The following is a 22,217-nucleotide window of genomic DNA, read 5'->3' as shown; positions in this document are numbered from 1 at the left end:
CCGATGCTGACCGCAAGGACGCTGGCCGAGGCACAGGTGTACGTGAGCCTGACGACCGCCGCCGACCAGTCCGCCCCGGCCACCGAGCCCGCCCCGATCGTCCCGGGCGAGAACCTCGCCGAGGGCGAGCAGGCCTGGACGCTCGCGTCGTCGGCCGGTGAGATCGAGATCCCGTACGCCTCCGAGGACGCTGCCCGCACGATCGGCGCCCGCTTCGGGCTGGGTGTCTCGCAGCTCGTCGACGCGGCGCAGTGGGCCGTGGTGGCGGCGACGTACGCACGCCGGGCGCTCGCGGCGGACATGGCCTACACCGGTGCTCCGGACCAGGACCGGGAGACGGTCGAGCTGAACTGGGAGTTCGCCGCGGACGCGGTCGGTGAGGCGCTCAAGTTCCTGCCCGACGGCGCCGACGTGGCGCCGGACGAGGCCGTGTGGTCCGAGTTCGGCCGCCAGTCCCGCGCGCAGAACCCGGAGCTCGTGACCCGGGCCAAGCTGACCGACGACCTCGAGTACTACCGTGGCACGCTGCAGGACTTCCGCGCGCTCTACGACAACAGGTCCTGAGGATCGGTCAGCTCGATCCGGATCGCGCGGGCGTCCACGCCGGCCTGCTCGAGGACCTTCTGTTTGGGGTCCGGTACGCCGAGGAACGGCGGCCGGACCAGGCCGGCCAGGTCCTTCAGGCGCGGATCCTCGAGGACGGTGTCGACGGCCCGGCGGTCTCCCCCACACACCAACGCGTCGAGCTGCGCCGAGGCCAGGATCCGTACGGCGACCTCCGTCGCGGCCGCGAACGCCTCCCGGGCCTGGTTGTCGCGCCGCCGCGCGTACCGCTGCTGCGACCACCCACCGGCCTTCGTCGTCCCCTGCACATGCCGTGAGCCGACCTTCGAGTCGACGAGCCGGCTCCCGACGAACACACCGGCGCCGTACCCGCCCCGGCGTACCAGGAGGACACCCAGCCGGTGCTCGCCGGTCACATGTGCGAGCAGCCCCTCGCGGCTGAGATCCGCGAGGGGCTGGAAGGGTATCTCCACCACGGCGATCGCTCCGTCCGCCGCAGACACCGTCACCTGATGCGGTGCTACGTCGAACGAGACGTCGCCGTGGCGTTCACCGAATCCGGCCAGCCACTTGTCCAGCCTCTCCGGTGCGACCGAAACAACTCTGCTCACACGTTGAAGCCGAGGGCGCGAAGCTGGTCGCGGCCGTCGTCGGTGATCTTCTCCGGACCCCACGGCGGCATCCAGACCCAGTTGATCCGGAAGTCGTTGACCAGGCCGTCCAGCGCCATCCGGGTCTGGTCCTCGATCACGTCGGTCAGCGGGCAGGCCGCCGACGTCAGCGTCATGTCGATGATCGCGGTGCTGCTGTCGTCCACGGTGATCCCGTAGATCAGGCCCAGGTCGACCACGTTGATCCCGAGCTCAGGGTCGACGACGTCCTTGAGCGCCTCGTTCACGTCCTCGACCTTGGCCGGCTCCGTGCCGGGCTGAGCCGCCGCGGTCAGGTCGACCTCGGGCAGCTCGATCTTCTCGTCGGTCTGGTCAGCCATTGCTCACTCCTTTGTGCTGCGCTTCGGTCTGGGCGAGGGCCTGGGCGGTGGCGTCCCGCCAGGCCGACCAGCCCAGCAGCGCGCACTTCACCCGGGCCGGGAACTGCGCGACGCCGGCGAAGGCGACGCCGTCCTCCAGAACCTCTTCGTCCGGCTCGACATTCCCGCGGCCCTGCATCAGCTCGAGGAACTTCTCGTACGTCGCCATCCCCTCGGCGACCGGCTTGCCGATCACCAGGTCGGTCATCACCGAGGTCGCGGCCTGGCTGATCGAGCAGCCGACGCTGTCGTGCGTCACGCCGGTCACCGTGTCGCCGTCGAGCTCGACCCGGAGCGTGACCTCGTCCCCGCAGGACGGGTTCACGTGGTGCACCTCCACGTCGTACGGCTCCGCCAGGCCTGCGTGGTGCGGGCTGCGGTAGTGGTCCAGGATGATCTCCTGGTACAGCGAGTCCAGCTGCATCAAGCCACCTTGAAGAAGGACCGGACGAAACCGAGGCCGTCGACCAGCGCCTCGACCTCCTCCGGGGTCGTGTAGAGGTAGAAGGAAGCCCGCGTCGAGGACTGCACGCCGAACCGCTCGTGCACCGGCCGCGCACAGTGGTGCCCGGCCCGAACCGCGATCCCGCGGGTGTCCAGCACGGTCGCGACGTCGTGCGGGTGGACGCCGTCCAGCTCGAAGCTGATCGCGCCACCGTGGTCGGTCGCATCGGTCGGCCCGAGAATCGTCAGCCCGGGAACGGTCTTCAGCCCCTCGAGCGCGAACTCGACGACCGCGCGCTCGTGGGCGGCGATCTTGTCCATGCCGATCCCGGACAGGTAGTCGACCGCCGCACCGAGGCCGACCGCCTGCGCGATCGGCGGCGTACCGGCCTCGAACCTGGCCGGCGGCGCGGCGTACGTCGAGCCGGTCATCCGCACGACCTCGATCATCTCGCCACCACCGAGGAACGGCGGCAGCTCGGCGAGCAGGTCGTAGCGGCCCCAGAGGACGCCGATGCCGGTCGGGCCGACCACCTTGTGACCGGTGAAGACGAGCAGGTCCGCGCCGAGCGTCGAGACATCGACCGGGAACTGCGGCACCGCCTGCGAGGCGTCCACGACGACGGTCGCGCCGACCGCGTGCGCCTTGGCGGCGATGTCGGTGATCGGGTTGATGGTGCCGAGCGCGTTCGAGACCCAGGTCAGCGCGACGACCTTGGTGTTCTCGGTGATCAGCTCGTCGACGTTGCTCAGGTCGAGCCGGCCCTCTTCGGTGACGCCGAACCACTTCAGCGTCGCACCGGTCCGCTCACAGGCCAGCTGCCACGGGACGATGTTGCTGTGGTGCTCCATCTCGGAGATCACCACCACGTCGCCCGGCTTCAGCGATGCGCCGAGCGTGTGCGCGGCCAGGTTGAGCGCCTCGGAGGCGTTCTTGGTGAAGACGATCTCGTCCCTGCTCGGCGCGCCGAGGAACGCGGCCACCTTGTCGCGGCCGCCCTCGTACGCCGCCGTCGCCTCGGCACCCAGCTGGTGCATGGCCCGGGCGACGTTGGCGTTGTGCTGCAGGTAGTGGTCCTCGAGCGCCTGGACCACCTGGCGCGGCTTCTGCGACGAGTTCGCCGAGTCCAGGTAGACCAGCGGGAACCCGTTCGCGAGCTCGCGCGTGAGGATGGGGAAGTCCGCCCGGACCGACTGCAGGTCCAGGGGACTGCTGAACGTCCGGGCGTCGGTCACTTGGCGCCTGCCTTCAGGAAACGCTCGTAGCCGTTGGCTTCCAGTTCCTCGGCCAGCTCCGGGCCGCCCTCTTCGGCGATCCGGCCGTCGACGAACACGTGCACGAAGTCCGGCTTGATGTAGCGCAGGATCCGCGTGTAGTGGGTGATCAGCAGAACGCCCTTGTCACCCTGCTCGGAGAACCGGTTGACGCCGGTGGAGACGATCCGCAGCGCGTCGATGTCGAGGCCGGAGTCGGTCTCGTCGAGGATCGCGATCTTCGGGTTCAGCAGCTCGAGCTGGACGATCTCGTGGCGCTTCTTCTCACCGCCGGAGAAGCCCTCGTTGACGTTGCGCTGGGCGAACTCGGGGTCCATCTCCAGGTCGGACAGCGCGGTGTTGACGTCCTTGACCCAGGTACGCAGCTTCGGGGCCTCGCCGTCGATCGCGGTCTTCGCGGTCCGGAGGAAGTTCGCCACCGACACCCCCGGCACCTCGACCGGGTACTGCATCGCCAGGAACAGACCGGCGCGGGCACGCTCGTCGACCTTCATGTCGAGGACGTCCTCGCCGTCCAGCGTCACGGTTCCACTGGTGATGTTGTACTTCGGGTGACCGGCGATCGAGTACGCCAGTGTCGACTTGCCGGAACCGTTCGGGCCCATGATCGCGTGCGTCTGACCGCCCTTGATGGTCAGGTCGACGCCGCGCAGGATCTGCTTGGGGCCGGCCTCGGTGTCGACCGACACGTGCAGGTCGCGGATCTCGAGTGTCGCCATGAGGTTTCTTCTATCTCCGTCGGTTTTACAGGGAGGACTGGTTCAGGGGGTTCTTCACGTCGACGAGTACGTCGTCGCCGTCGAGACGCACCGGGTACACCGGCACCGGGTCGTACGCGGGCAGGCTGGTCGGCTCACCGGTGCGCAGGTCGAAGCGGGACCCGTGCAGCCAGCACTCGATCTCGCACTCGCCGACGTCACCCTCGGACAGCTGGATCTGCGCGTGCGAGCACTCGTCCCGCACCGCGAAGTACTGTCCATCGCTCTTCACGACCGCGACCTCGACGCCGCCGACCTCGACCGGGACGACTCCCTCGTCCGGTACGTCGGTGACGGCGCAGGCGCGCTCGAAGGAGTCGCTCACTGGCCGATGACCGCCTTGGCGGAGGCGCTGAGCTCCGCGGTCCGGGCCAGCTTCTCCTCGATCACGTCGTGCAGGTGCTCGGCCACCTCGGGGACGCCGATCTTGCCGATGATGTCGTTGAAGAAGCCGGACACCACCAGCCGCCGGGCCGCGTCCTCGGGGATGCCGCGGGCCTGCAGGTAGAACAGCTGCTCGTCGTCGAACCGGCCGGTCGCGGACGCGTGCCCGGCGCCCTCGATCTCACCGGTCTCGATCTCCAGGTTCGGCACCGAGTCGGCGCGGGCGCCGTCGGTGAGCACCAGGTTCCGGTTCAGCTCGAAGGTATCGGTGCCCTCGGCCGCGGCCCGGATCAGCACGTCGCCGATCCACACCGAGCGGGCGTTGTCGCCGGCCAGCGCGCCCTTGTAGAGCACGTTGCTCTTGCAGTGGGTCGCCTCGTGGTCGACGAACAGCCGGTGCTCGTGGTGCTGGCCGGACTCGGCGAAGTACACCCCGACGAGCTCGGCGTCGCCGCCGGGACCGGCGTACCGGACGTTGGTCGCGATCCGGACGATCTTGCCGCCGAGGGTGACCGCGACGTGGTGCAGCCGGGCGTCCCGGCCGACCAGCGCGTCGTGCTGGGCGAGGTGGATCGACTCGTGGTCGGCCTGCTGGATCGAGACGACCCGCAGGTCGGCGCCGTCGCCGGCGACGATCTCGACGTTCACCGCAAGCTCACCGGCGCCGGTGTGGTCGATGATCACGATCGACTTGCTGTGCCGGCCGGCGTCCACGATCAGGTGCGCGAAACCACGGGCGCCGAGGCTCGCGACGTTCACGTGCACCGGCTCGGTGAGCTCGGCCTCCTTCGGGATCCGCACCGCCAGCGCCTCGGCCGCGTGGTTCCACGCGACCGCGGCCGACCGGTCCTGCGGCGTGCCGACCTTGAGCGAGTCGGCCGCTACGGTCTCGATCACGACGCCGTCCGGGCCGGCCGCCCCGACCTTCGGGGTCTCGGTGCCGGCCGCGTCGTCGAACAGGGCCTTGAGCTGCTTGACCGGGGTGAAGCGCCACTCCTCCTCGCGCCCGTTCGGCACCGGGAAGTCGGCGACGTCGTACGACGTCGGCCGCTCACTGCGTGCCTGCAGCGGGATCGTCCCGCCGCCGTGGGAGTGCGCCCGGTTGCCGGTGGCAACCAGGGTCTCGGAGGACGACATCAGCCGACGGCCCCTTCCATCTGCAGCTCGATCAGTCGGTTCAGTTCCAGCGCGTACTCCATCGGGAGTTCGCGGGCGATCGGCTCGATGAAGCCGCGGACGATCATCGCCATCGCCTCGTCCTCGGCCATGCCCCGGCTCATCAGGTAGAAGAGCTGGTCGTCGCTGACCTTGGACACGGTCGCCTCGTGCCCCATCGCCACGTCGTCCTCGCGGACGTCGACGTACGGGTAGGTGTCCGAACGGCTGATGGTGTCGACCAGCAGCGCGTCACAGCGCACCGTGGACTTGCTGTGGTGCGACCCCGGCGCCACCTCGACCAGGCCCCGGTACGACGTCCGGCCACCGCCGCGGGCCACCGACTTCGACACGATCGAGCTGGAGGTGTACGGCGCGTTGTGCACCATCTTCGACCCGGCGTCCTGGTGCTGGCCCTCGCCGGCGAACGCGACCGACAGGGTCTCGCCCTTGGCGTGCTCGCCCATCAGGTAGACGGCCGGGTACTTCATGGTCACCTTGGAGCCGATGTTGCCGTCGATCCACTCCATCGTCGCGCCCTCCTCGCAGGTGGCGCGCTTGGTGACCAGGTTGTAGACGTTGTTCGACCAGTTCTGGATCGTCGTGTAGCGGCAGCGGGCGCCCTTCTTCACGATGATCTCGACCACCGCGGAGTGCAGCGAGTCCGACTTGTAGATCGGCGCCGTGCAGCCCTCGACGTAGTGCACGTAGGCGTCCTCGTCGACGATGATCAGGGTCCGCTCGAACTGGCCCATGTTCTCGGTGTTGATCCGGAAGTAGGCCTGCAGCGGGATGTCCACCTTGACGCCCTTGGGGACGTAGATGAACGAGCCGCCGGACCAGACCGCCGAGTTCAGCGAGGCGAACTTGTTGTCGCCGACCGGGATCACCGAGCCGAAGTACTCCTTGAAGAGCTCCGGGTGCTCCTTCAGACCGGTGTCGGTGTCCAGGAAGATGACGCCCTGGGCCTCCAGGTCCTCCCGGATCTGGTGGTAGACGACCTCGGACTCGTACTGCGCCGCGACACCGGCCACCAGGCGCTGCTTCTCCGCCTCCGGGATGCCGAGCTTGTCGTAGGTGTTCTTGATGTCCTCGGGCAGCTCTTCCCAGCTCGACGCCTGCTTCTCGGTCGAGCGGACGAAGTACTTGATGTTGTCGAAGTCGATCCCGGACAGGTCGGCACCCCACGACGGCATCGGCTTGCGGTCGAAGAGCTTCAGGCCCTTCAGCCGCAGGTCGAGCATCCACTCCGGTTCGTTCTTGAGGGTGGAGATGCCCCGCACCACGTCGGCGCTGAGGCCGCGCTTGGCGACCGCGCCGGCGGCGTCGGAGTCGGCCCAGCCGTACTGGTAGTTGCCGAGGCCTTCCAGTTCGGGGTGAGCGGTTTGCGTCATCGTGCAGTCCTCGCAGATTCGCCGTGGGATACAGGGGCAACCGGCAGTTCGCCGGGGATATGCGTCGTGCAGACACCGTCGCCGTGGGCGATGGTGGCCAGCCGCTGGACGTGCTTGCCGAGGAGTCGCGCGAACACCTCGGTCTCCGCCTCGCACAGCTGGGGGAACTGCTCGGCCACGTGCGCGACCGGGCAGTGGTGCTGGCACAGCTGCTCGCCGTGCGCGGCCTTCGCCGTGGACGCCGCGTAGCCGTCCGCGGTGAGGGCCTGGGCGAGCACCTCCGCCTTCTTCTCCTCGGGAGCCGCGTCCACCAGCTCCCGGTACCGCTTCTCCACCTCGGCGACCCGGCGCCGGGCGAACTCCGCGACCGCCTCGTCACCGCCGGCCTCGGCGATGAACCGCAGCGCGGTGGCCGCCAGGTCGTCGTACGCCTGGTGGAACGCGTGCCGGCCGGTGTCGGTCAGCACGAAGACCTTCGCGGGGCGGCCACGGCCGCGCGGGCCGTAGACCCGCTCCTCGCGGGCCTCGACCAGCCCCTCGTCGAGCAGGTGGTCGAGATGCCGGCGGACTGCCGCCGGAGTCAGCTCCAGGCGCTCCGCGAGCACCGCGGCGCTGGACGGACCGTTGGTCAGGATCGAGCGGGCGACCCGGTCCCGGGTGGACTCGTCCCGCGCGGCCGGCGTCGCGGCGCCCGCGGGCACCGGTCCGTTCGTCGCAGGAGTTTTCACAACATCAGTGTCGCGTAATTCACCAGGCCCTTCAAATAAGGGTCCCCTAACCGGTTCGCACGCTCCCGCGGGGCGTGGCCGCTCACCGTGACCAGCGTCACGCCCGGAGTGTTCGTCCCGAGCCCGGGCCGAGCGCTCCGCGGGCCGGTCCTAGACTTCTTCCGTGCCAGTCGCGGTGGAGATCGACAACCTCGTCGTGCGGTACGGCGAGAAGGCCGCGGTCAACGGCCTCAGTCTCACCGTAACCGGCGGCACCGTGACGTCCGTGCTCGGGCCCAACGGCGCCGGCAAGACCACCACCGTGGAGAGCTGCGAGGGCTTCCGCCGGCCGGCCTCCGGCCGCGTCCGCGTCCTCGGGCTGGACCCGGTCGCCGACCACGACGAGCTGATGCCGCGGATCGGCGTGATGCTGCAGGAAGGCGGCGCCTGGTCCGGCGTCCGCGCGGTCGAGATGCTCCGGTACGTCGCCGCCCTGCACACCCACCCGCTCGACATCCGGACGCTGATCGACCGGCTCGACCTCGGTACCTGCGGCAAGACGCCGTACCGGCGGTTGTCGGGTGGGCAGAAGCAGCGGTTGTCGTTCGCGCTGGCGATCGTCGGCCGGCCGGAGATCGCGTTCCTGGACGAGCCGACCACGGGCCTCGACCCGCACGGCCGCCGGGAGATCTGGCACCTGATCCGCGACCTGCGCGACGACGGCGTGACCGTCGTGCTGACCACGCACGCGATGGACGAGGCCGAGCAACTGTCCGACCAGGTCCACGTGGTGTCGGCCGGCAAGGTGATCGCCTCCGGCACCCCGGACGCGCTGACCGAGCACCACACGAAGTCCCTCGAGGACGTCTTCCTCGAGCTCACCAAGCCGGAACCACGATGACAACCTATGCACCGCAGCCCGGAAGCGCGCCGTGGCCGACCAAGGTGATCGCGCACACCCGGATGGAGTTCAAGCTGCTCCTCCGCAACGGCGAGCAGCTGTTGCTGGCCCTGGTCATCCCGCTCGGCCTGCTGTTGCTGCTGGGCGGGACCGGGCTCGGCAATCGCCTTCCCCTGGGTGACGCGCGACCGATCGACGACGCGGTCCCCCGGGTGCTCGCCCTCGCGGTGCTGTCCTCGTCCTTCACGTCGCTCGCGATCGCGACCGGCTTCGAGCGGCGGTACGGCGTGATCAAGCGACTCGGTGCCTCTCCCCTGTCCCGGACCGGCCTGCTGGCCGGGAAGATCGGTGCGGTGCTGGCCGTTCAGCTGATCCAGCTCGTCGTGCTGATCGGCGCGGGCTTCGCACTCGGCTGGAAGCCGGTCGGTGGCCCTGACGCCGTCTTCGGTGTCGTGCTGATGGTCTTGTGCGGGACGGCGGCCTTCGCGTCACTCGGTCTGCTGATGGCCGGCGTACTTCGGGCAGAGGCGACGCTGGCGGCGGCGAACCTCATCTACCTGCTGCTGTTGGTCGGCGGCGCTGTGCTCACGCCGGTCGACGAGTACCCGGCGGGCATGCAGGGCGTCGTACGCCTGCTGCCGAGTGCTGCGCTGGCCAGCGGGCTGGCCAACTCGACCATCGAAGGTGTCGTCCCGTGGGCCGCGGCGCTGTCGCTGGCGCTCTGGGCGGCAGTCATCGGATACCTCGTCTCCCGGACCTTCCGATGGGACTGAGCGAGCGCTTCTTTAGAGTGTGCCGGTGATGAGCACGGAGACGCCGCCCCAAGAGACGACACCGGTCACCGGATTCTGGCGGCTGGTGCCAGAGCCGAGCCTGGACACGGTCCGGCACTGGGGCTGGGCGTCGGTGGTGGCGAACATCGGCATCGTGGTGACCGGCGGACTGGTCCGGCTGACCGGCTCCGGCCTCGGCTGCCCGACCTGGCCGTCGTGCACCGACGAGTCGTACGTGCCGCACCCGGAGCTCGGCATCCACGGCGCCATCGAGTTCGGCAACCGGATGCTCGGCTTCGTGGTCGCGGTGATTGCGATCGGCACCTGGCTGGCGGTGATGCGGTACCGCCCGGTCCGCAAGGACCTGCGCCGGCTGGCGACCGCGGCCGCGCTCGGTGTCCCGCTGCAGGCCGTGATCGGCGGCATCAGCGTCCTGACCGGGCTGAACCCGTGGATCGTGTCGGCCCACTTCCTGGTCTCACCGGTGATCATCACGCTCACCGTGTCGTTGATGCGGCGGTCGCGGACGAGTCCGTACCCGCACACTCCCCCGGTGGTCCGTGCCCTCGCAACCGCCTGTGTGGTGGCAGTCTGGCTGGCCGTTGCCCTCGGCACCTTGGTGACCGGCGCCGGTCCGCACTCGGGTGATCCCGAGACCGGCCGGAACGGGTTCAACGAGGAGCTGATCAGTCAGCTGCACGCGGACGTGGTGTTCGCGCTGCTCGGCATCTCGATCGCCCTGGTGATCGCGACCCGGGTGACCGCGACCTCGCGGACGTTGCGGAAGCTGGCCGCCTGGTTGCTGGCGATGGAGCTGCTCCAGGGTGTGGTGGGCTTCACGCAGTACTTCACCGGACTCCCGTGGGTCCTGGTGCTCATCCACATGTTCTTCGCCGCGGTGCTGATCGCGTTGGTGACGGCGGTGTACGGCGAACGCGGCACACCGGCAACCTAGCGGGTGGGACCCGGGGCGCCTGGCCCGGTGAGTAGACCTGACGCCCCGGGTTGCTCACTCAGTGTTTCGCCACCACCTGGTAAACCGCCCCTGGCGGTCCGAACAGCGGTGACGTCACGTAGACCTTGCCCGACCGGCTGATCGCCGTACCGCCCGGCAGAGTCAGCTTGCCGGGGGCAAGCTCCTTCTTGACTCCGGCTTTGTGCCACCTGCCCGGGAACTGCAGGTAGAGCGAGCCGATCGGCGAGCCTCCCAGCTCCCACTGGAGCCAGCTGACCTTCGCCAACTCGACCACCGCGAGCGTGCCCTTCGGGCCGCCGGCCAGGTCGACGATCGACGTGTAACCGTCGGCGTACCGCGTGCACTTGCCCGTGTGCGGTTTGGCCGGGTCACAGACGGCGTTGTACGAACCCGGCTTGATCCGCCAGATCTGTGACTTGCCAGGCGTTGCCGGGAAGCCGCGCAGCTCACCGACGTACCAGTAGCCGTCCGACCCGACGGTGACCGACGTGGCGACCGCCTCGCTCGGGATCGGGGTACCGGCCGGCGGCAGCGGGTTGCCCTCGGGATCCGTGGCCGGCAGACCGGTCGGGACCGGCACGACCCGTGGTTTGAGCCGGGCCACGGTCTTGATCGTCCCGTTCGGCCAGACCCGGAGCAGATCGTTGTTCCCGGCGTCGGCGACCAGCACCGTGCCGTCCCGGAGCGCCGCCAGCCCGTACGGGTTGGTGTCGGTCGGCTTGCCTTCCAGGTCGTACGGATCCCCGTCCTTGATCTGGTACTTGCCGATGTCGGCGACCTTCACCGGCGCCTTGCCGGGCCGGAGCCGGTAGAGCGTCGCCGCGCCGGGCGGCAACTCCTCGGCCGGTGCGCCGCCGCCGGTCAGGGCGTACGTCGTACCCCAGGCGTTCGTGTCGATCGCCGGCGGGAAACCGCCCTGCACCTGGCCGAGCTTGCGGATCACCTTGCCGTTGTGGGCCCAGGCTTCGTAGACGGAGCCGTCGCCGACGCTGTAGATGATCTTCCCGCCGAACGTGGCCACCCCCCGCGGACTGGTCAGACCCGAGACGATCGGCTTGATGGTGGTGCCGTACTTCTTCCCTGCTTCGGCTGGTGCCGCCACCAGCACGGACCCGGCGAGCGCCAGCGCTGCGACCGCAGCAATACGTGTTCGTACCCCCACTGCGAACCCCCATGCATCTGTGTCTCCCCAGGCGTGGATCCCCCTCCACAGACCCTGACATCGCAACATCAGATCACGATCAGGTCAACGGGAAAACTCCCTGCGCCCACCTAGCCACACCCCGCAAACCCCAATCACACAAGCGTTTCACTGCAACCGCAGCCATTCGCTGCGAGGCCTGCTGATGCTGCTGCGGGCGCGGGCGCGGGCGCGGGCGACAGCGATGCGGGCGCTTGGCGCTGGTACTGGTACTGGTACTGGTACTGGTGGGTTGGTGGCGGAACGACGTCGGCGTGGTTTCGCGGGCTCCCGCGGGGAGCTGTAGCCCGAACAGGTGATTCCGGAGAGTCGGCCGGATCCCGAGCCGGCGTGGTCAACGCACGTGAATCCGCGACAGCGCTTCGCCCTGCGACCGGTCGGGTTGTCGGCGGATGGGACGTGTGGGCGGGTGCTTTGGAGTGGAACGGTCTGGTTGGGTTGGGGGTCGGGGGCGTGAACACCTACTGGGGGGCTCGGACAGTAGATAACCTGTTCACGGTCCCGCTGCACCGTGGACACCCCCGGCAGTCGCACCGTTTCGGGCGCGAGATCCCGCCATACGGACAGATCCATCCACATCCCGGGAACCCGCCGCCGCACCCAAACCACGCCCGAACCACCCGCCGCCCGGTCGTCGAGTTGTGGAATCTGGCTCGGATTTCCGCTCCACCACCGCCAATTTCCACGACTCGACGCAACCAGAGCCCGCCAACGGACCCGGGGAAGAGAAATCGCAGCGACCACAGTCCACTCCGAAGGAGACGAGCCCGCAGCGGGACCACACCGGTGAGCGGCTCCGGGATAGCTGCGTCCTTCCCTGGTCGGCACACTCCCGCAGCCCGGAACCGCGCCCCCAGCAGTCCCGAAGGCCACCCAACCGCAGCAGTCCGAAACACCTCAGCACAGCACCCCGAAGGCCACCTACCCACAGCAACCCCGGAACGCCGCTCGGCCACGGCCCGCGAGGGGCGCGCGCCGTACTAGTGCAGCAGCGGATCGATGGCCGCGGCGATGAACAGCAGGGCCAGGTAGATGTTCGAGAAGTGGAACAGGCGCATGGGTCGCAGGGCCGCGCCCTCGGCGCCGGTGTGGGCCCGGAGCAACAACGCGCGCGCCTCGCGCAGGAAGACGATGCCGAGCGCGATCGCGGCCAGCGGGTAGACGAAACCGGTGTCGGCGATCGGCCACAGCGCGATCGAGGTGATCACCATCACCACCGAGTACGCCATGATCTGGCGGGCCGTGGCGACCGGGGTGGCGACCACGGGCAGCATCGGTACGTCGACCGATGCGTAGTCCTCGCGGTAGCGCATCGCCAGCGCCCAGGTGTGCGGCGGGGTCCAGAAGAACACCACCAGGAACAGCACGAACGGCGTCCAGGCCAGCTCGTTGGTGACCGCGGTCCAGCCGATCAGGGTCGGGAAGCAGCCCGCGATCCCGCCCCAGACGATGTTCTGCACGGTCCGGCGCTTCAGCACCATCGTGTAGCCGAACACGTAGAAGGCGTTCGCCGCGAGCGCCAGGATCGAGGACAGCCAGTTCACGAAGAAGCCGAGCTCGAGCGTGGCCAGCACACCCAGGACGACGCCGAAGACGGTCGCCGACCGCGGGCTGACCGCGTGCCGGGGCAGCGGGCGGCGGCGGGTCCGGCGCATCTGCTCGTCGATGTCGCGGTCGAGCACGCAGTTGATCGTGTTCGCGCTGCCGGCGGCGAGGATGCCGCCGACCAGGGTGGCGGCGACGACGCCGAGCTCGGGCACTCCCCCGGCGGCCAGGAACATCACCGGCACCGTGGTGATCAGCAGCAGCTCGATGATGCGTGGCTTGGTCAGCCCGACGTACGCCTTCACCACGTCGCGCACCGACGGACTCAGCACTGCAGGGCTGTCCGGCAGCGGCGTCGGGTAGGACGTCGTCGCGGCTGGACGCGGGTCGACGGCCGTCACGAACACCTCGAACTCGATGGGTTGACGCCGGTGACCGGCGCTGACGGTTCGACAGTCTACGACGCCCCGTAGGAGTCGTTGACCACCCCCCGGGAACAAGGATGTACATGTCCGAGTTGGTGATCTGTGAGAAGCCTGAAACGTGCTGGCGAGTAGGCTCCTGGCGGGGGACCGACAGGAGTGCCCGCAGCCATGAGAGGAGCGCCGCCGGCGTGACGGAGAAGACCAGCCCCAAGCTTGAATGGACCGAGCTCGACCAGCGCGCGGTCGACACCGTGCGGGTGCTTGCGATGGACGCGGTCGAGAAGGTCGGCAACGGCCACCCCGGTACGGCGATGAGCCTGGCGCCCGCGGCGTACCTGCTGTTCCAGAAGGTGATGCGGCACAATCCGGCGGACCCGGAGTGGGCGGGCCGGGACCGGTTCGTGCTGTCGGCCGGTCACTCCAGCCTGACCCTGTACATCCAGCTGTACCTGGCCGGCTTCGGCCTGGAGCTGGACGACCTGAAGGCGCTGCGCACCTGGGGCAGCCTGACCCCGGGCCACCCGGAGCACGGCCACACCAAGGGTGTCGAGACCACCACCGGCCCGCTCGGCCAGGGCGTCGGCAACGCGGTCGGGATGGCGATGGCGGCCCGCCGTGAGCGCGGCCTGTTCGACCCGGAGACCGCCAAGGGCGAGAGCCTGTTCGACCACCAGATCTACGTGATCGCCTCCGACGGCGACCTCGAGGAGGGTGTCTCGTCCGAGGCGTCCTCGCTGGCCGGGCACCAGAAGCTCGGCAACCTCACGGTGATCTACGACGCCAACAAGATCTCGATCGAGGACGACACCGACATCGCGTTCTCCGAGGACGTGGCGCTGCGCTACGAGGCGTACGGCTGGCACGTCCAGACCGTCGACTGGACCAACGGCGGCACCGGCTACGAGGAGGACGTCCAAGCCCTGTACGACGCCCTGGAGGCGGCCAAGGCGGTCACCGACAAGCCGAGCTTCATCCGGCTGCACACGATCATCGGCTGGCCGGCCCCGAACAAGCAGAACACCGGCAAGATCCACGGCTCCGCGCTCGGCGCCGACGAGGTCGCCGCCACCAAGCGGGTGCTCGGCTGGGACCCGGAGAAGTCCTTCGACGTGGCCGCCGACGTGATCGCGCACACCCGCACGGCGATCGAGCGCGGCCAGGCCCTCGAGGACGAGTGGACCACCGGCTTCGACGCCTGGAAGGCCGCGAACGCGGAGCGGGCCGAGCTGTTCGCCCGGCTGGGCAACCGCGATCTGCCGGCCGGCTGGCAGGATGCGCTGCCGAGCTGGGACGCCGACGCCAAGGGTGTCGCCACCCGGGCCGCCTCCGGTGAGGTGCTGACCAAGCTCGCGCCCGAGCTCCCCGAGCTGTGGGGCGGTTCGGCCGACCTCGCCGGCTCGAACAACACCACCCCGAAGGGCCAGCCGTCCTTCGTCCCCGCCGAGTTCTCCACCAAGGAGTTCCAGGGCGACGAGTACGGCCGGGTGCTGCACTTCGGCATCCGCGAGCACGGCATGGGCTCGATCCTGAACGGCATCGCGCTGCACGGCGGCACCCGCCCGTACGGCGGCACCTTCCTGGTCTTCAGCGATTACATGCGCCCGTCGGTCCGGCTGGCCGCGCTGATGAAGCTGCCGGTCACCTACGTGTGGACGCACGACTCGATCGGCCTCGGCGAGGACGGCCCGACCCACCAGCCGATCGAGCACCTGGCGGCGCTGCGGGCCATTCCGGGCCTGGACGTCGTACGCCCCGCGGACGCGAACGAGACGGCGGCCGCATGGGCCGCGATCCTCCAGCACAAGGACCGCCCGGCCGGCCTGGCGCTGACCCGGCAGAACGTCCCGGTGTTCCCGCGCGGCGCCGACGGCTTCGCCGGCACCGAGAACGTGCACAGGGGCGGCTACACGCTGCTCGACACCGAAGGGACGCCGGACGTCGTGCTGATCGGCACCGGCTCCGAGGTGCAGCTGGCCGTCGAGGCCCGGAACACGCTGGCCGAGCAGGGCATCAAGGCCCGGGTCGTGTCGATGGTGTCGCGCGAGTGGTTCGACGAGCAGAACGACGCCTACCGCGACGCGGTGATCCCGCCGCAGGTCCGGGCCCGGGTCTCGGTCGAGGCCGGGATCGCGCTGGGCTGGCGCGAGGTCGTCGGTGACGCCGGTCGCAGCGTGAGCCTGGAGCACTTCGGCGCTTCCGCCGACTACAAGGTCCTGTACGACGAGTTCGGCATCACCGCAGCTGCCGTCGTCCAGGCCGCCAAGGACAGCATCGCCGCCGCCGCGGAACTCGGCGGCTCCGGGGTACCGGCAGGGCGACGCCCGGCCGGCGGAATCGGCCCCGGCGACGACCCGGCGGTGAGCGCCGACCCGAACGCCGACGCCACCAACGAGCGCAACTGACACACCACAACAGAACATCCGGAGGCTTCGGACATGAACGATCGCTTGAAAGCACTCGCCGACGCGGGTGTCTCCATCTGGCTCGACGACCTCTCCCGGCAGCGGCTGACCAGCGGCGGCCTCGCGACGCTGATCCAGGACGCCCACATCAGCGGCGTGACCACCAACCCGACGATCTTCGCCAAGGCGATCTCCGACGCGGATGCGTACGCCGAGCAGGTGTCCCGGCTGGCCGCCGAGGGGGTCTCCACCGACGAGGCCATCCGGGTGATCACCACCGACGACGTCCGGGACGCGGCTGACCTGTTCAAGCCGGTGTACGACGACACCGACACCGTCGACGGCCGGGTCTCGATCGAGGTCGAGCCCAGCCTGGCCCGGGACACCGAGAAGACGATCGCCCAGGCCAAGGAGCTGTGGGAGACCGTCGGCCGGGACAACGTCTTCGTGAAGATCCCGGCCACCCGGGAGGGCCTGCCTGCGATCACCGAGACGCTGGCCGCCGGGATCAGCGTGAACGTGACGCTGATCTTCTCGCTGGAGCGCTACAAGGCGGTCGCGGACGCGTTCCTGAGCGGCCTGGAGAAGGCGATCGAGAACGGCCACGACGTGACCAAGCTGGCCAGCGTCGCGTCCTTCTTCGTCAGCCGGGTGGACACCGAGGTGGACAAGCGCCTCGACGCCATCGGCACCGACGAGGCGAAGGCGCTCAAGGGCAAGGCCGCGGTCGCCAACGCCCGGCTCGCGTTCGAGGCGTACGAGGAGATCTTCGGCTCCGACCGCTGGCGCGAGATCGAGACCGCCGGCGCCAAGCCGCAGCGCCCGCTGTGGGCGTCCACCGGCGTGAAGGACCCGTCGTACCCGGCGACCCTGTACGTCGACAACCTGGTCACCCGCGGCGTGGTCAACACGATGCCGGAGGCAACCATCAAGGCGGTCGCCGAGCACAGCGAGGTGACCGGTGACACGGTCCGCGGCGACTACGCGGCCGACCGGAAGGTGATCGACGACCTGGAGAAGCTGGGCATCTCGTACGACGAGGTCGTCCAGGTGCTCGAGGACGAAGGTGTCGCGAAGTTCGACGCCTCGTGGTCCGAACTTCAGGACACCGTCACCGCCGCGTTGAAGAGTGCACAGCAGGGGGCGGCCAAGTGACCGACAATGTCACTGTGAACGCGTACGGCGAGGGCTGGCGCGAGGTCGTCGAACGGCTGGTCGACGAGAAGATCGCCTCCCGGATCGCGGCCAAGGACGCCACCACCTGGGGTCCGGACGCCGAGTCGGAGTCGGCGATCCGGCTGAACTGGGTCGACCTGCACGACTCGTCGCGGCCGCTGCTGGCCGAGATCGAGGCCCTGCAGGCCGATCTCCGGGCCGAGGGCCTGGACCGGATCGTGCTGTCCGGGATGGGCGGCTCGTCGCTGGCCCCCGAGGTGATCACCCGGACCGCCGGCGTGGACCTCGTCGTCCTGGACTCGACCGACCCGAGCGTGGTCGGCCGGGCCCTGGCCGGTGACCTGCAGAAGACCGTCGTCGTGGTGTCCAGCAAGTCGGGTGGCACGGTCGAGACCGACAGCCACCGGCGGGCGTTCGTCAAGGCGTTCACCGACGCGGGCATCGATCCGGCCGGCCGGATCGTGGTGGTGACCGACCCGGGTTCGCCGTTCGAGAAGCTGTCGGCGGACGAGGGGTATCGCAAGACGTTCCTCGCCGACCCGAACGTCGGCGGCCGCTACAGCGCGCTGACCGCCTTCGGGCTGGTCCCGTCGGCGCTGGCCGGTGCGGACGTGGCCGAGCTGCTCGACCAGGCCGCGGAGGTGGCCCCGGCGCTGCAGGCCGACGACGCCTCGAACCCGGCGCTCGTCCTGGGTGCGGTGCTCGCCGCGAGCCCGGGCCGGGACAAGGCGATCATCGCCTCCGGCGGCTCGTCGATCGTCGGGTTCCCCGACTGGGCCGAGCAGCTGATCGCCGAGAGCACCGGCAAGAACGGCACCGGCGTACTGCCCGTCGCCGTCGAGAGCCTCGACGCACCGGAGCTGCACAGCGGTGCGGGCGACCTCGTGCACGCCTTGCTCGCCGCCGACAGCAGCTCGGCCAGCGTCGCCTCCGGCACACCGACGGTCGTGACCACCGGTTCGCTCGGTGGGCAGTTCCTGCTGTGGGAGGTCGCGACTGCGGTCGCGGGCTACCTGCTGGGGATCAACCCGTTCGACCAGCCGGACGTGGAGAGCGCGAAGGCGGCTGCTCGCGGTCTGCTCGACGCACAGCCCGAGCCGGAGGAGGCAGCGTTCACCGACGGCTCTGTCGAGGTGCGTGGGTCCGAGGGCCTGCTGGACGGTGTGGACTCGCTCAAGGGCGCGATCAACGCACTGCTCGGCCAGCTCGACGACAAGGGCTACCTGGCCGTGATGGCGTACCTGGACTCCGAGCGCGACGCCGGCCTGGCGTCGATCCGCGCGGAGCTCGCGAAGCAGACCGGGCGGCCGGTGACCTTCGGCTGGGGTCCGCGGTTCCTGCACTCGACCGGCCAGTACCACAAGGGCGGCCACCCGGAGGGCGTGTTCCTGCAGATCACTGCGGCGCACCCGGCGGACGTGGAGATCCCCGATCGCCCGTTCACGTTCGGCACGCTGATCTCGGCCCAGGCGGCCGGTGACGCGAATGTCCTCGCCGAGCGCGGGCGGCCGGTGCTGCGGCTCCACCTGACCGATCCGGCGGCCGGCGTACAGCAACTCTCGTCTCTGTTGAACAACTAGTCTCGGAGGAAAGCGGCTGATGACCGCTGAGCTCGACGAAGAGCTGACCGGACCGGTCAACCCGCTGCGGGACCCGCAGGACCGGCGGCTGCCGCGGATCGCCGGGCCCTGCAGCCTGGTGATCTTCGGTGTCACCGGCGACCTGGCCCGCAAGAAGCTGATGCCGGCGGTCTACGACCTGGCGAACCGGGGGCTGCTGCCCCCGGGCTTCGCCCTGGTCGGGTTCGCCCGGCGTGACTACACCAACCAGGACTTCGCCCAGATCGTGCACGACTCGGTCAAGGAGCACGCCCGGACGCCGTTCCGGGAAGAGGTCTGGCAGCAGCTGGCCGAGGGCTTCCGGTTCGTGCCGGGCGACCTGACCGACGACGAGGCGTTCAAGCGGCTGCGGGAGACCGTGGACGAGCTGGACGTCACCCGCGGCACCGGTGGCAACCACGCGTTCTACCTGTCCATCCCGCCCGGCCTGTTCCCGCAGGTCGTGCAGCAGCTGTCCGAGCACGGGCTGACCGACGAGGTGCCCGGCTCGTGGCGGCGGGTGGTGATCGAGAAGCCGTTCGGGCACGACCTGAAGAGCGCCCGCGAGCTGAACCACGTGGTCGAGTCGGTGTTCCCGCCCGAGGCGGTGTTCCGGATCGACCACTACCTGGGCAAGGAGACCGTGCAGAACATGCTGGCGCTGCGGTTCGCCAACGCCATGTTCGAGCCGGTCTGGAACAGCCACTACGTCGACCACGTCCAGATCACGATGGCCGAGGACATCGGCATCGGCGGCCGGGCCGGGTACTACGACGGCATCGGCGCGGCCCGGGACGTGATCCAGAACCACCTGCTCCAACTGCTCGCGCTGGTCGCGATGGAGGAGCCGGTCAGCTTCGACGCCTGGTCGCTGCGCCAGGAGAAGAAGAAGGTGCTGGCCGCGGTCAAGCTGCCGGAGCGCCTCGACCTGCACACGGCCCGCGGCCAGTACGCCCCCGGCTGGGCCGGCGGCGTGAAGGTCAAGGGCTACCTGCAGGAGGACGCCATCCCGCAGGACTCCGCGACCGAGACCTTCGCCGCGCTGCGGGTCGACGTCGACACCCGCCGCTGGGCCGGCGTCCCGTTCTACCTGCGCACCGGCAAGCGGCTCGGCCGCCGGGTCACCGAGGTCGCGGTGATGTTCAAGCGCGCGCCGCACCTGCCGTTCACCAAGACGTCGACGGAGGAGCTCGGCCAGAACGCGCTGGTGCTGCGGATCCAGCCGGACGAGGGCATCACGATGCGCTTCGGCGCCAAGGTGCCCGGCACCTCGATGGAGATCCGCGACGTGAACATGGACTTCGCGTACGGCGGCTCCTTCACCGAGTCCTCCCCCGAGGCGTACGAACGGCTGATCCTCGACGTACTGCTCGGCGACCCGCCGCTGTTCCCGCAGCACACCGAGGTGGAGCTGGGCTGGAAGATCCTCGACCCGGTGATCGACTACTGGGCCGGGCACGGCAAGCCGGAGCAGTACGAGTCCGGCGGCTGGGGCCCGGACTCCGCGCACGAGATGCTCGCCCGCGACGGACGCGCCTGGAGGCGGCCATGATCATCGACCTGACCGGCACGACGTCGAGCGAGATCGCCTCGGCGCTGCTGAAGGCCCGCCGGAACGCGGGCTCTCCGGCCATGGGCATGGTCGGCACGATCGTCGTGGTCGTCGACGAGGCGTCCCACCACGACGCGATGAAGGCCGCGAACGAAGCAGGCCGTGAGCACCCGTCCCGCGTGCTGGTCGCGATACTGCGACCCGGGCGGGGTGCGTCGGGCCTGGACGCCGAAGTACGTGTCGGTGAAGGGATTCCGGGTGAGGCGGTGCTGCTGCGGCTGCACGGCGAGCTGGCCAAGGTGCCCGAGTCCGTCATCACTCCCCTGCTGCTGCCCGACTCCCCCGTCATCGTGTGGTGGCCGGGTGGCGGGCCGAAGGCTCCGGCGGAGGACCCCCTGGGCCGGCTCGGCCGGCGCCGGGTAACCGACGCGGCCGCGACCCGGCGGGCGTCGGTCGACTTCTCGGCGCGGGCCGAAGGGTACGAACCGGGCGACACCGACTTCGCGTGGACGCGGCTCACGCCGTGGCGTGCGCTGCTCGCGGCGGCTCTCGACCAGTACCCGACGAAGGTGACCGGCGCCGAGATCACGTCGGCCAAGGGCAACCCGAGTGCGGACCTGCTTGCCGCGTGGCTGCAGCACCGGCTGGGTGTCACGGTCGAGCAGAAAGTGTCGCGCGGCCCGGGGATCACCGCGGCCCGCCTGTTCACGCCGACCGGGCCGATCTCACTGACCAGGCCGGACGGCGCGGTGGCGACGTTCAGCGTGCCCGGCGCTCCGGACCGGCCGGTGGCGCTGAAGCGCCGTACGACGTCCGAGTTGTTGAGCGAGGAGCTGCGGCGGCTCGACCCGGACGACGTGTACGCGAAGACGCTGGCGTGCATGGTCGAGCGGGAGAACATGCCGGCTGAGGCCAAGAAGGTGAGCGCGGAGGACCGGCGTTCGGCCCAGACCGCGGCGTCCAAGGCGGCCACGAGTACGGCGGCTGCGGACGCGCCGACGCCGGCTGCCACCAAGGAGAAGAAGGCCGTCGCCGCGAAGAAGGCGGCGCCTGCCCGGAAGTCTGCTGCCGTGAAGAAGTCTGCGGCGCGGAAGACGTCCACCTCGAAGAAGACCGCGGCCAAGAAGACGGCAGCGAAGAAGAGCACGGGCAAGCGGGTGGCGGGGCGGTCATGAGCGCACCGTCGATCCTGGTCAACCGCGACGCCGAGGGCCTGGCCCACGCCGTCGCGGCCCGGCTCATCACCCGGCTCGTCGACGTGCAGAGCAGCGGCCGGGTCGCGCAGGTCGTGCTGACCGGCGGCCGGGTCGCCTCGGTCGTCTACCGGGCCGTCGCCGAGTCGCCGGCCCGTAGCGCGATCGATTGGCGGCGGGTGGAGTTCTGGTGGGGTGACGAGCGGTTCCTGCCGGACGGCGACCCCGACCGCAACGAGACGCAGGCTCGCGAGGCCCTGCTCGACCACGTGGACGTGGATCCGGCCCGGGTCCACGTCATGCCCGCCGATACCGGCCAGGGCGCGGAGGCGGCTGCGGCTGCTTACGCATCCGAGCTGGCCAAGGCGGTGGGCGCCGGCGATCGGGACCGCGTACCGACCTTCGACGTACTGCTCCTGGGTGTCGGCCCGGACGGCCATGTCGCGTCACTCTTCCCGGAGCACGCGGGGCTGTACTCCGAGGACACCGCGGCGATCGCCGTCCACGGCTCCCCCAAGCCGCCGCCAACCCGCATCTCTCTGACCTTCCCGGCCCTGAATCGGGCCCACGAGGTCTGGTTCGTGGTCTCCGGCGACGACAAGGCCAAGGCCGTCCGCCTGGCCCTGGCCGGCACGGGCCGCCTGCAGATCCCCGCCGCCGGCGTCCAAGGCCTGAACCGCACCCTCTGGCTCCTCGACGAGGCGTCCGCCGGCGAGATCCCCAGCAGCATCCGCGCACCCCGCACCTAGCCGAAACCAGCCCGG

Annotated in this window: 21 protein-coding genes; 10 read left to right on the top strand and 11 right to left on the bottom strand. The window is 69.9% G+C overall.

Going from position 1 to position 22,217, the window contains the following annotated elements:
• Positions 1-3 precede the first annotated feature (3 nt).
• Positions 4-564 (top strand): hypothetical protein, encoded by a 561-nt coding sequence (locus tag ACIBGM_RS32905; protein ID WP_360521347.1) that lies wholly within the window; start codon positions 4-6, stop codon positions 562-564.
• Here the strand turns inward: ACIBGM_RS32905 and ACIBGM_RS32900 are convergent.
• From ACIBGM_RS32900 to ACIBGM_RS32860, 9 genes are read right to left on the bottom strand one after another with little or no spacing between them, the layout of a single operon-like run.
• Complete coding sequence (locus ACIBGM_RS32900; RefSeq protein WP_360521350.1) at positions 546-1,175, bottom strand: acVLRF1 family peptidyl-tRNA hydrolase; 630 nt, start codon at positions 1,173-1,175, stop codon at positions 546-548. The genes ACIBGM_RS32905 and ACIBGM_RS32900 overlap by 19 nt on opposite strands.
• The gene (locus ACIBGM_RS32895) at positions 1,172-1,555 is read right to left on the bottom strand and encodes a metal-sulfur cluster assembly factor (protein ID WP_360521353.1); all 384 of its coding nucleotides are present in this window, start codon (positions 1,553-1,555) and stop codon (positions 1,172-1,174) included. Before ACIBGM_RS32895 ends, ACIBGM_RS32900 begins: the two co-directional genes overlap by 4 nt.
• On the bottom strand, positions 1,548-2,018 hold the full coding sequence (gene sufU, locus ACIBGM_RS32890; protein ID WP_360521356.1) for a Fe-S cluster assembly sulfur transfer protein SufU: 471 nt from the start codon (positions 2,016-2,018) through the stop codon (positions 1,548-1,550). The genes ACIBGM_RS32895 and sufU overlap by 8 nt, the downstream gene beginning before the upstream one ends.
• Positions 2,018-3,274, bottom strand: coding sequence for a cysteine desulfurase (locus tag ACIBGM_RS32885; protein ID WP_360521359.1), 1,257 nt, complete (start codon positions 3,272-3,274; stop codon positions 2,018-2,020). The genes sufU and ACIBGM_RS32885 overlap by 1 nt, the downstream gene beginning before the upstream one ends.
• Positions 3,271-4,032: a Fe-S cluster assembly ATPase SufC gene (gene sufC / locus ACIBGM_RS32880; RefSeq protein WP_360521362.1), complete on the bottom strand. Its 762-nt coding sequence runs from the start codon at positions 4,030-4,032 to the stop codon at positions 3,271-3,273. Before sufC ends, ACIBGM_RS32885 begins: the two co-directional genes overlap by 4 nt.
• Positions 4,033-4,057: 25 nt before the next feature.
• Positions 4,058-4,396, bottom strand: coding sequence for a non-heme iron oxygenase ferredoxin subunit (locus ACIBGM_RS32875; RefSeq protein WP_360521365.1), 339 nt, complete (start codon positions 4,394-4,396; stop codon positions 4,058-4,060).
• The gene (gene sufD, locus ACIBGM_RS32870) at positions 4,393-5,592 is read right to left on the bottom strand and encodes a Fe-S cluster assembly protein SufD (RefSeq protein ID WP_360521368.1); all 1,200 of its coding nucleotides are present in this window, start codon (positions 5,590-5,592) and stop codon (positions 4,393-4,395) included. The genes ACIBGM_RS32875 and sufD overlap by 4 nt, the downstream gene beginning before the upstream one ends.
• Positions 5,592-7,004, bottom strand: a complete 1,413-nt coding sequence (sufB, locus tag ACIBGM_RS32865; protein ID WP_360521371.1) for a Fe-S cluster assembly protein SufB — start codon at positions 7,002-7,004, stop codon at positions 5,592-5,594. Before sufB ends, sufD begins: the two co-directional genes overlap by 1 nt.
• Positions 7,001-7,732, bottom strand: a complete 732-nt coding sequence (locus ACIBGM_RS32860; protein WP_396387755.1) for a helix-turn-helix transcriptional regulator — start codon at positions 7,730-7,732, stop codon at positions 7,001-7,003. The genes sufB and ACIBGM_RS32860 overlap by 4 nt, the downstream gene beginning before the upstream one ends.
• Before the next feature lie 163 nt (positions 7,733-7,895).
• Here ACIBGM_RS32860 and ACIBGM_RS32855 point away from each other — a divergent pair, with 163 nt between their 5' ends.
• From ACIBGM_RS32855 to ACIBGM_RS32845, 3 genes are read left to right on the top strand one after another with little or no spacing between them, the layout of a single operon-like run.
• Positions 7,896-8,612 carry an ABC transporter ATP-binding protein gene (locus tag ACIBGM_RS32855; RefSeq protein WP_396387754.1) on the top strand — a complete coding sequence of 239 codons (717 nt, stop codon included), beginning with the start codon at positions 7,896-7,898 and terminating at the stop codon, positions 8,610-8,612.
• Positions 8,609-9,385: an ABC transporter permease gene (locus ACIBGM_RS32850; RefSeq protein WP_360521377.1), complete on the top strand. Its 777-nt coding sequence runs from the start codon at positions 8,609-8,611 to the stop codon at positions 9,383-9,385. The genes ACIBGM_RS32855 and ACIBGM_RS32850 overlap by 4 nt, the downstream gene beginning before the upstream one ends.
• A 28-nt stretch (positions 9,386-9,413) precedes the next feature.
• A complete protein-coding gene (locus tag ACIBGM_RS32845) occupies positions 9,414-10,340 on the top strand; it encodes a COX15/CtaA family protein (protein WP_360521380.1) in 927 nt (308 codons plus the stop codon).
• A 58-nt stretch (positions 10,341-10,398) separates the two neighbouring features.
• On the opposite strand, the gene ACIBGM_RS32840 is transcribed toward ACIBGM_RS32845, so the two are convergent.
• Positions 10,399-11,523, bottom strand: coding sequence for a ScyD/ScyE family protein (locus ACIBGM_RS32840; protein ID WP_360521383.1), 1,125 nt, complete (start codon positions 11,521-11,523; stop codon positions 10,399-10,401).
• Between the two features lie 1,019 nt (positions 11,524-12,542).
• Entirely contained in the window at positions 12,543-13,457 is a 915-nt protein-coding gene (locus tag ACIBGM_RS32835) for a heme o synthase (RefSeq protein ID WP_360521640.1), read from the bottom strand.
• A 341-nt stretch (positions 13,458-13,798) separates the two neighbouring features.
• Here ACIBGM_RS32835 and tkt point away from each other — a divergent pair, with 341 nt between their 5' ends.
• Genes tkt through pgl form a run of 6 tightly spaced genes read left to right on the top strand, consistent with a single transcriptional unit; the run spans position 13,799 to position 22,202 of the window.
• Positions 13,799-15,934, top strand: coding sequence for a transketolase (tkt, locus tag ACIBGM_RS32830; protein WP_396387815.1), 2,136 nt, complete (start codon positions 13,799-13,801; stop codon positions 15,932-15,934).
• Positions 15,935-15,967: 33 nt separating this feature from the next.
• Complete coding sequence (tal, locus tag ACIBGM_RS32825) at positions 15,968-17,089, top strand: transaldolase (protein WP_396387753.1); 1,122 nt, start codon at positions 15,968-15,970, stop codon at positions 17,087-17,089.
• Positions 17,086-18,690 (top strand): glucose-6-phosphate isomerase, encoded by a 1,605-nt coding sequence (locus ACIBGM_RS32820; protein WP_396387752.1) that lies wholly within the window; start codon positions 17,086-17,088, stop codon positions 18,688-18,690. Before tal ends, ACIBGM_RS32820 begins: the two co-directional genes overlap by 4 nt.
• Positions 18,691-18,709: 19 nt before the next feature.
• Positions 18,710-20,260: a glucose-6-phosphate dehydrogenase gene (gene zwf / locus ACIBGM_RS32815; protein ID WP_396387751.1), complete on the top strand. Its 1,551-nt coding sequence runs from the start codon at positions 18,710-18,712 to the stop codon at positions 20,258-20,260.
• The gene (locus tag ACIBGM_RS32810) at positions 20,257-21,435 is read left to right on the top strand and encodes a glucose-6-phosphate dehydrogenase assembly protein OpcA (RefSeq protein WP_396387750.1); all 1,179 of its coding nucleotides are present in this window, start codon (positions 20,257-20,259) and stop codon (positions 21,433-21,435) included. Before zwf ends, ACIBGM_RS32810 begins: the two co-directional genes overlap by 4 nt.
• Complete coding sequence (pgl, locus tag ACIBGM_RS32805) at positions 21,432-22,202, top strand: 6-phosphogluconolactonase (protein ID WP_396387749.1); 771 nt, start codon at positions 21,432-21,434, stop codon at positions 22,200-22,202. Before ACIBGM_RS32810 ends, pgl begins: the two co-directional genes overlap by 4 nt.
• The last annotated feature ends 15 nt before the right edge of the window (positions 22,203-22,217 follow it).

Origin of the sequence: Kribbella sp. NPDC050470 (genome assembly GCF_044458365.1) — a bacterium.
Classification (GTDB): domain Bacteria; phylum Actinomycetota; class Actinomycetes; order Propionibacteriales; family Kribbellaceae; genus Kribbella.
This window is presented reverse-complemented; position numbering and strand designations above follow the sequence as displayed.

Coding starts and splice junctions, on each gene's coding strand:
- tkt (WP_396387815.1), top strand. CDS start 13,799: ATGGACGCGGTCGAGAAGGTCGGCAACGGCCACCCCGGTACGGCGATG.
- ACIBGM_RS32850 (WP_360521377.1), top strand. CDS start 8,609: ATGACAACCTATGCACCGCAGCCCGGAAGCGCGCCGTGGCCGACCAAG.
- ACIBGM_RS32845 (WP_360521380.1), top strand. CDS start 9,414: ATGAGCACGGAGACGCCGCCCCAAGAGACGACACCGGTCACCGGATTC.
- ACIBGM_RS32905 (WP_360521347.1), top strand. CDS start 4: ATGCTGACCGCAAGGACGCTGGCCGAGGCACAGGTGTACGTGAGCCTG.
- pgl (WP_396387749.1), top strand. CDS start 21,432: ATGAGCGCACCGTCGATCCTGGTCAACCGCGACGCCGAGGGCCTGGCC.
- sufB (WP_360521371.1), bottom strand. CDS start 7,004: ATGACGCAAACCGCTCACCCCGAACTGGAAGGCCTCGGCAACTACCAG.
- sufU (WP_360521356.1), bottom strand. CDS start 2,018: ATGCAGCTGGACTCGCTGTACCAGGAGATCATCCTGGACCACTACCGC.
- sufD (WP_360521368.1), bottom strand. CDS start 5,592: ATGTCGTCCTCCGAGACCCTGGTTGCCACCGGCAACCGGGCGCACTCC.
- ACIBGM_RS32895 (WP_360521353.1), bottom strand. CDS start 1,555: ATGGCTGACCAGACCGACGAGAAGATCGAGCTGCCCGAGGTCGACCTG.
- ACIBGM_RS32810 (WP_396387750.1), top strand. CDS start 20,257: ATGATCATCGACCTGACCGGCACGACGTCGAGCGAGATCGCCTCGGCG.
- zwf (WP_396387751.1), top strand. CDS start 18,710: ATGACCGCTGAGCTCGACGAAGAGCTGACCGGACCGGTCAACCCGCTG.
- tal (WP_396387753.1), top strand. CDS start 15,968: ATGAACGATCGCTTGAAAGCACTCGCCGACGCGGGTGTCTCCATCTGG.
- sufC (WP_360521362.1), bottom strand. CDS start 4,032: ATGGCGACACTCGAGATCCGCGACCTGCACGTGTCGGTCGACACCGAG.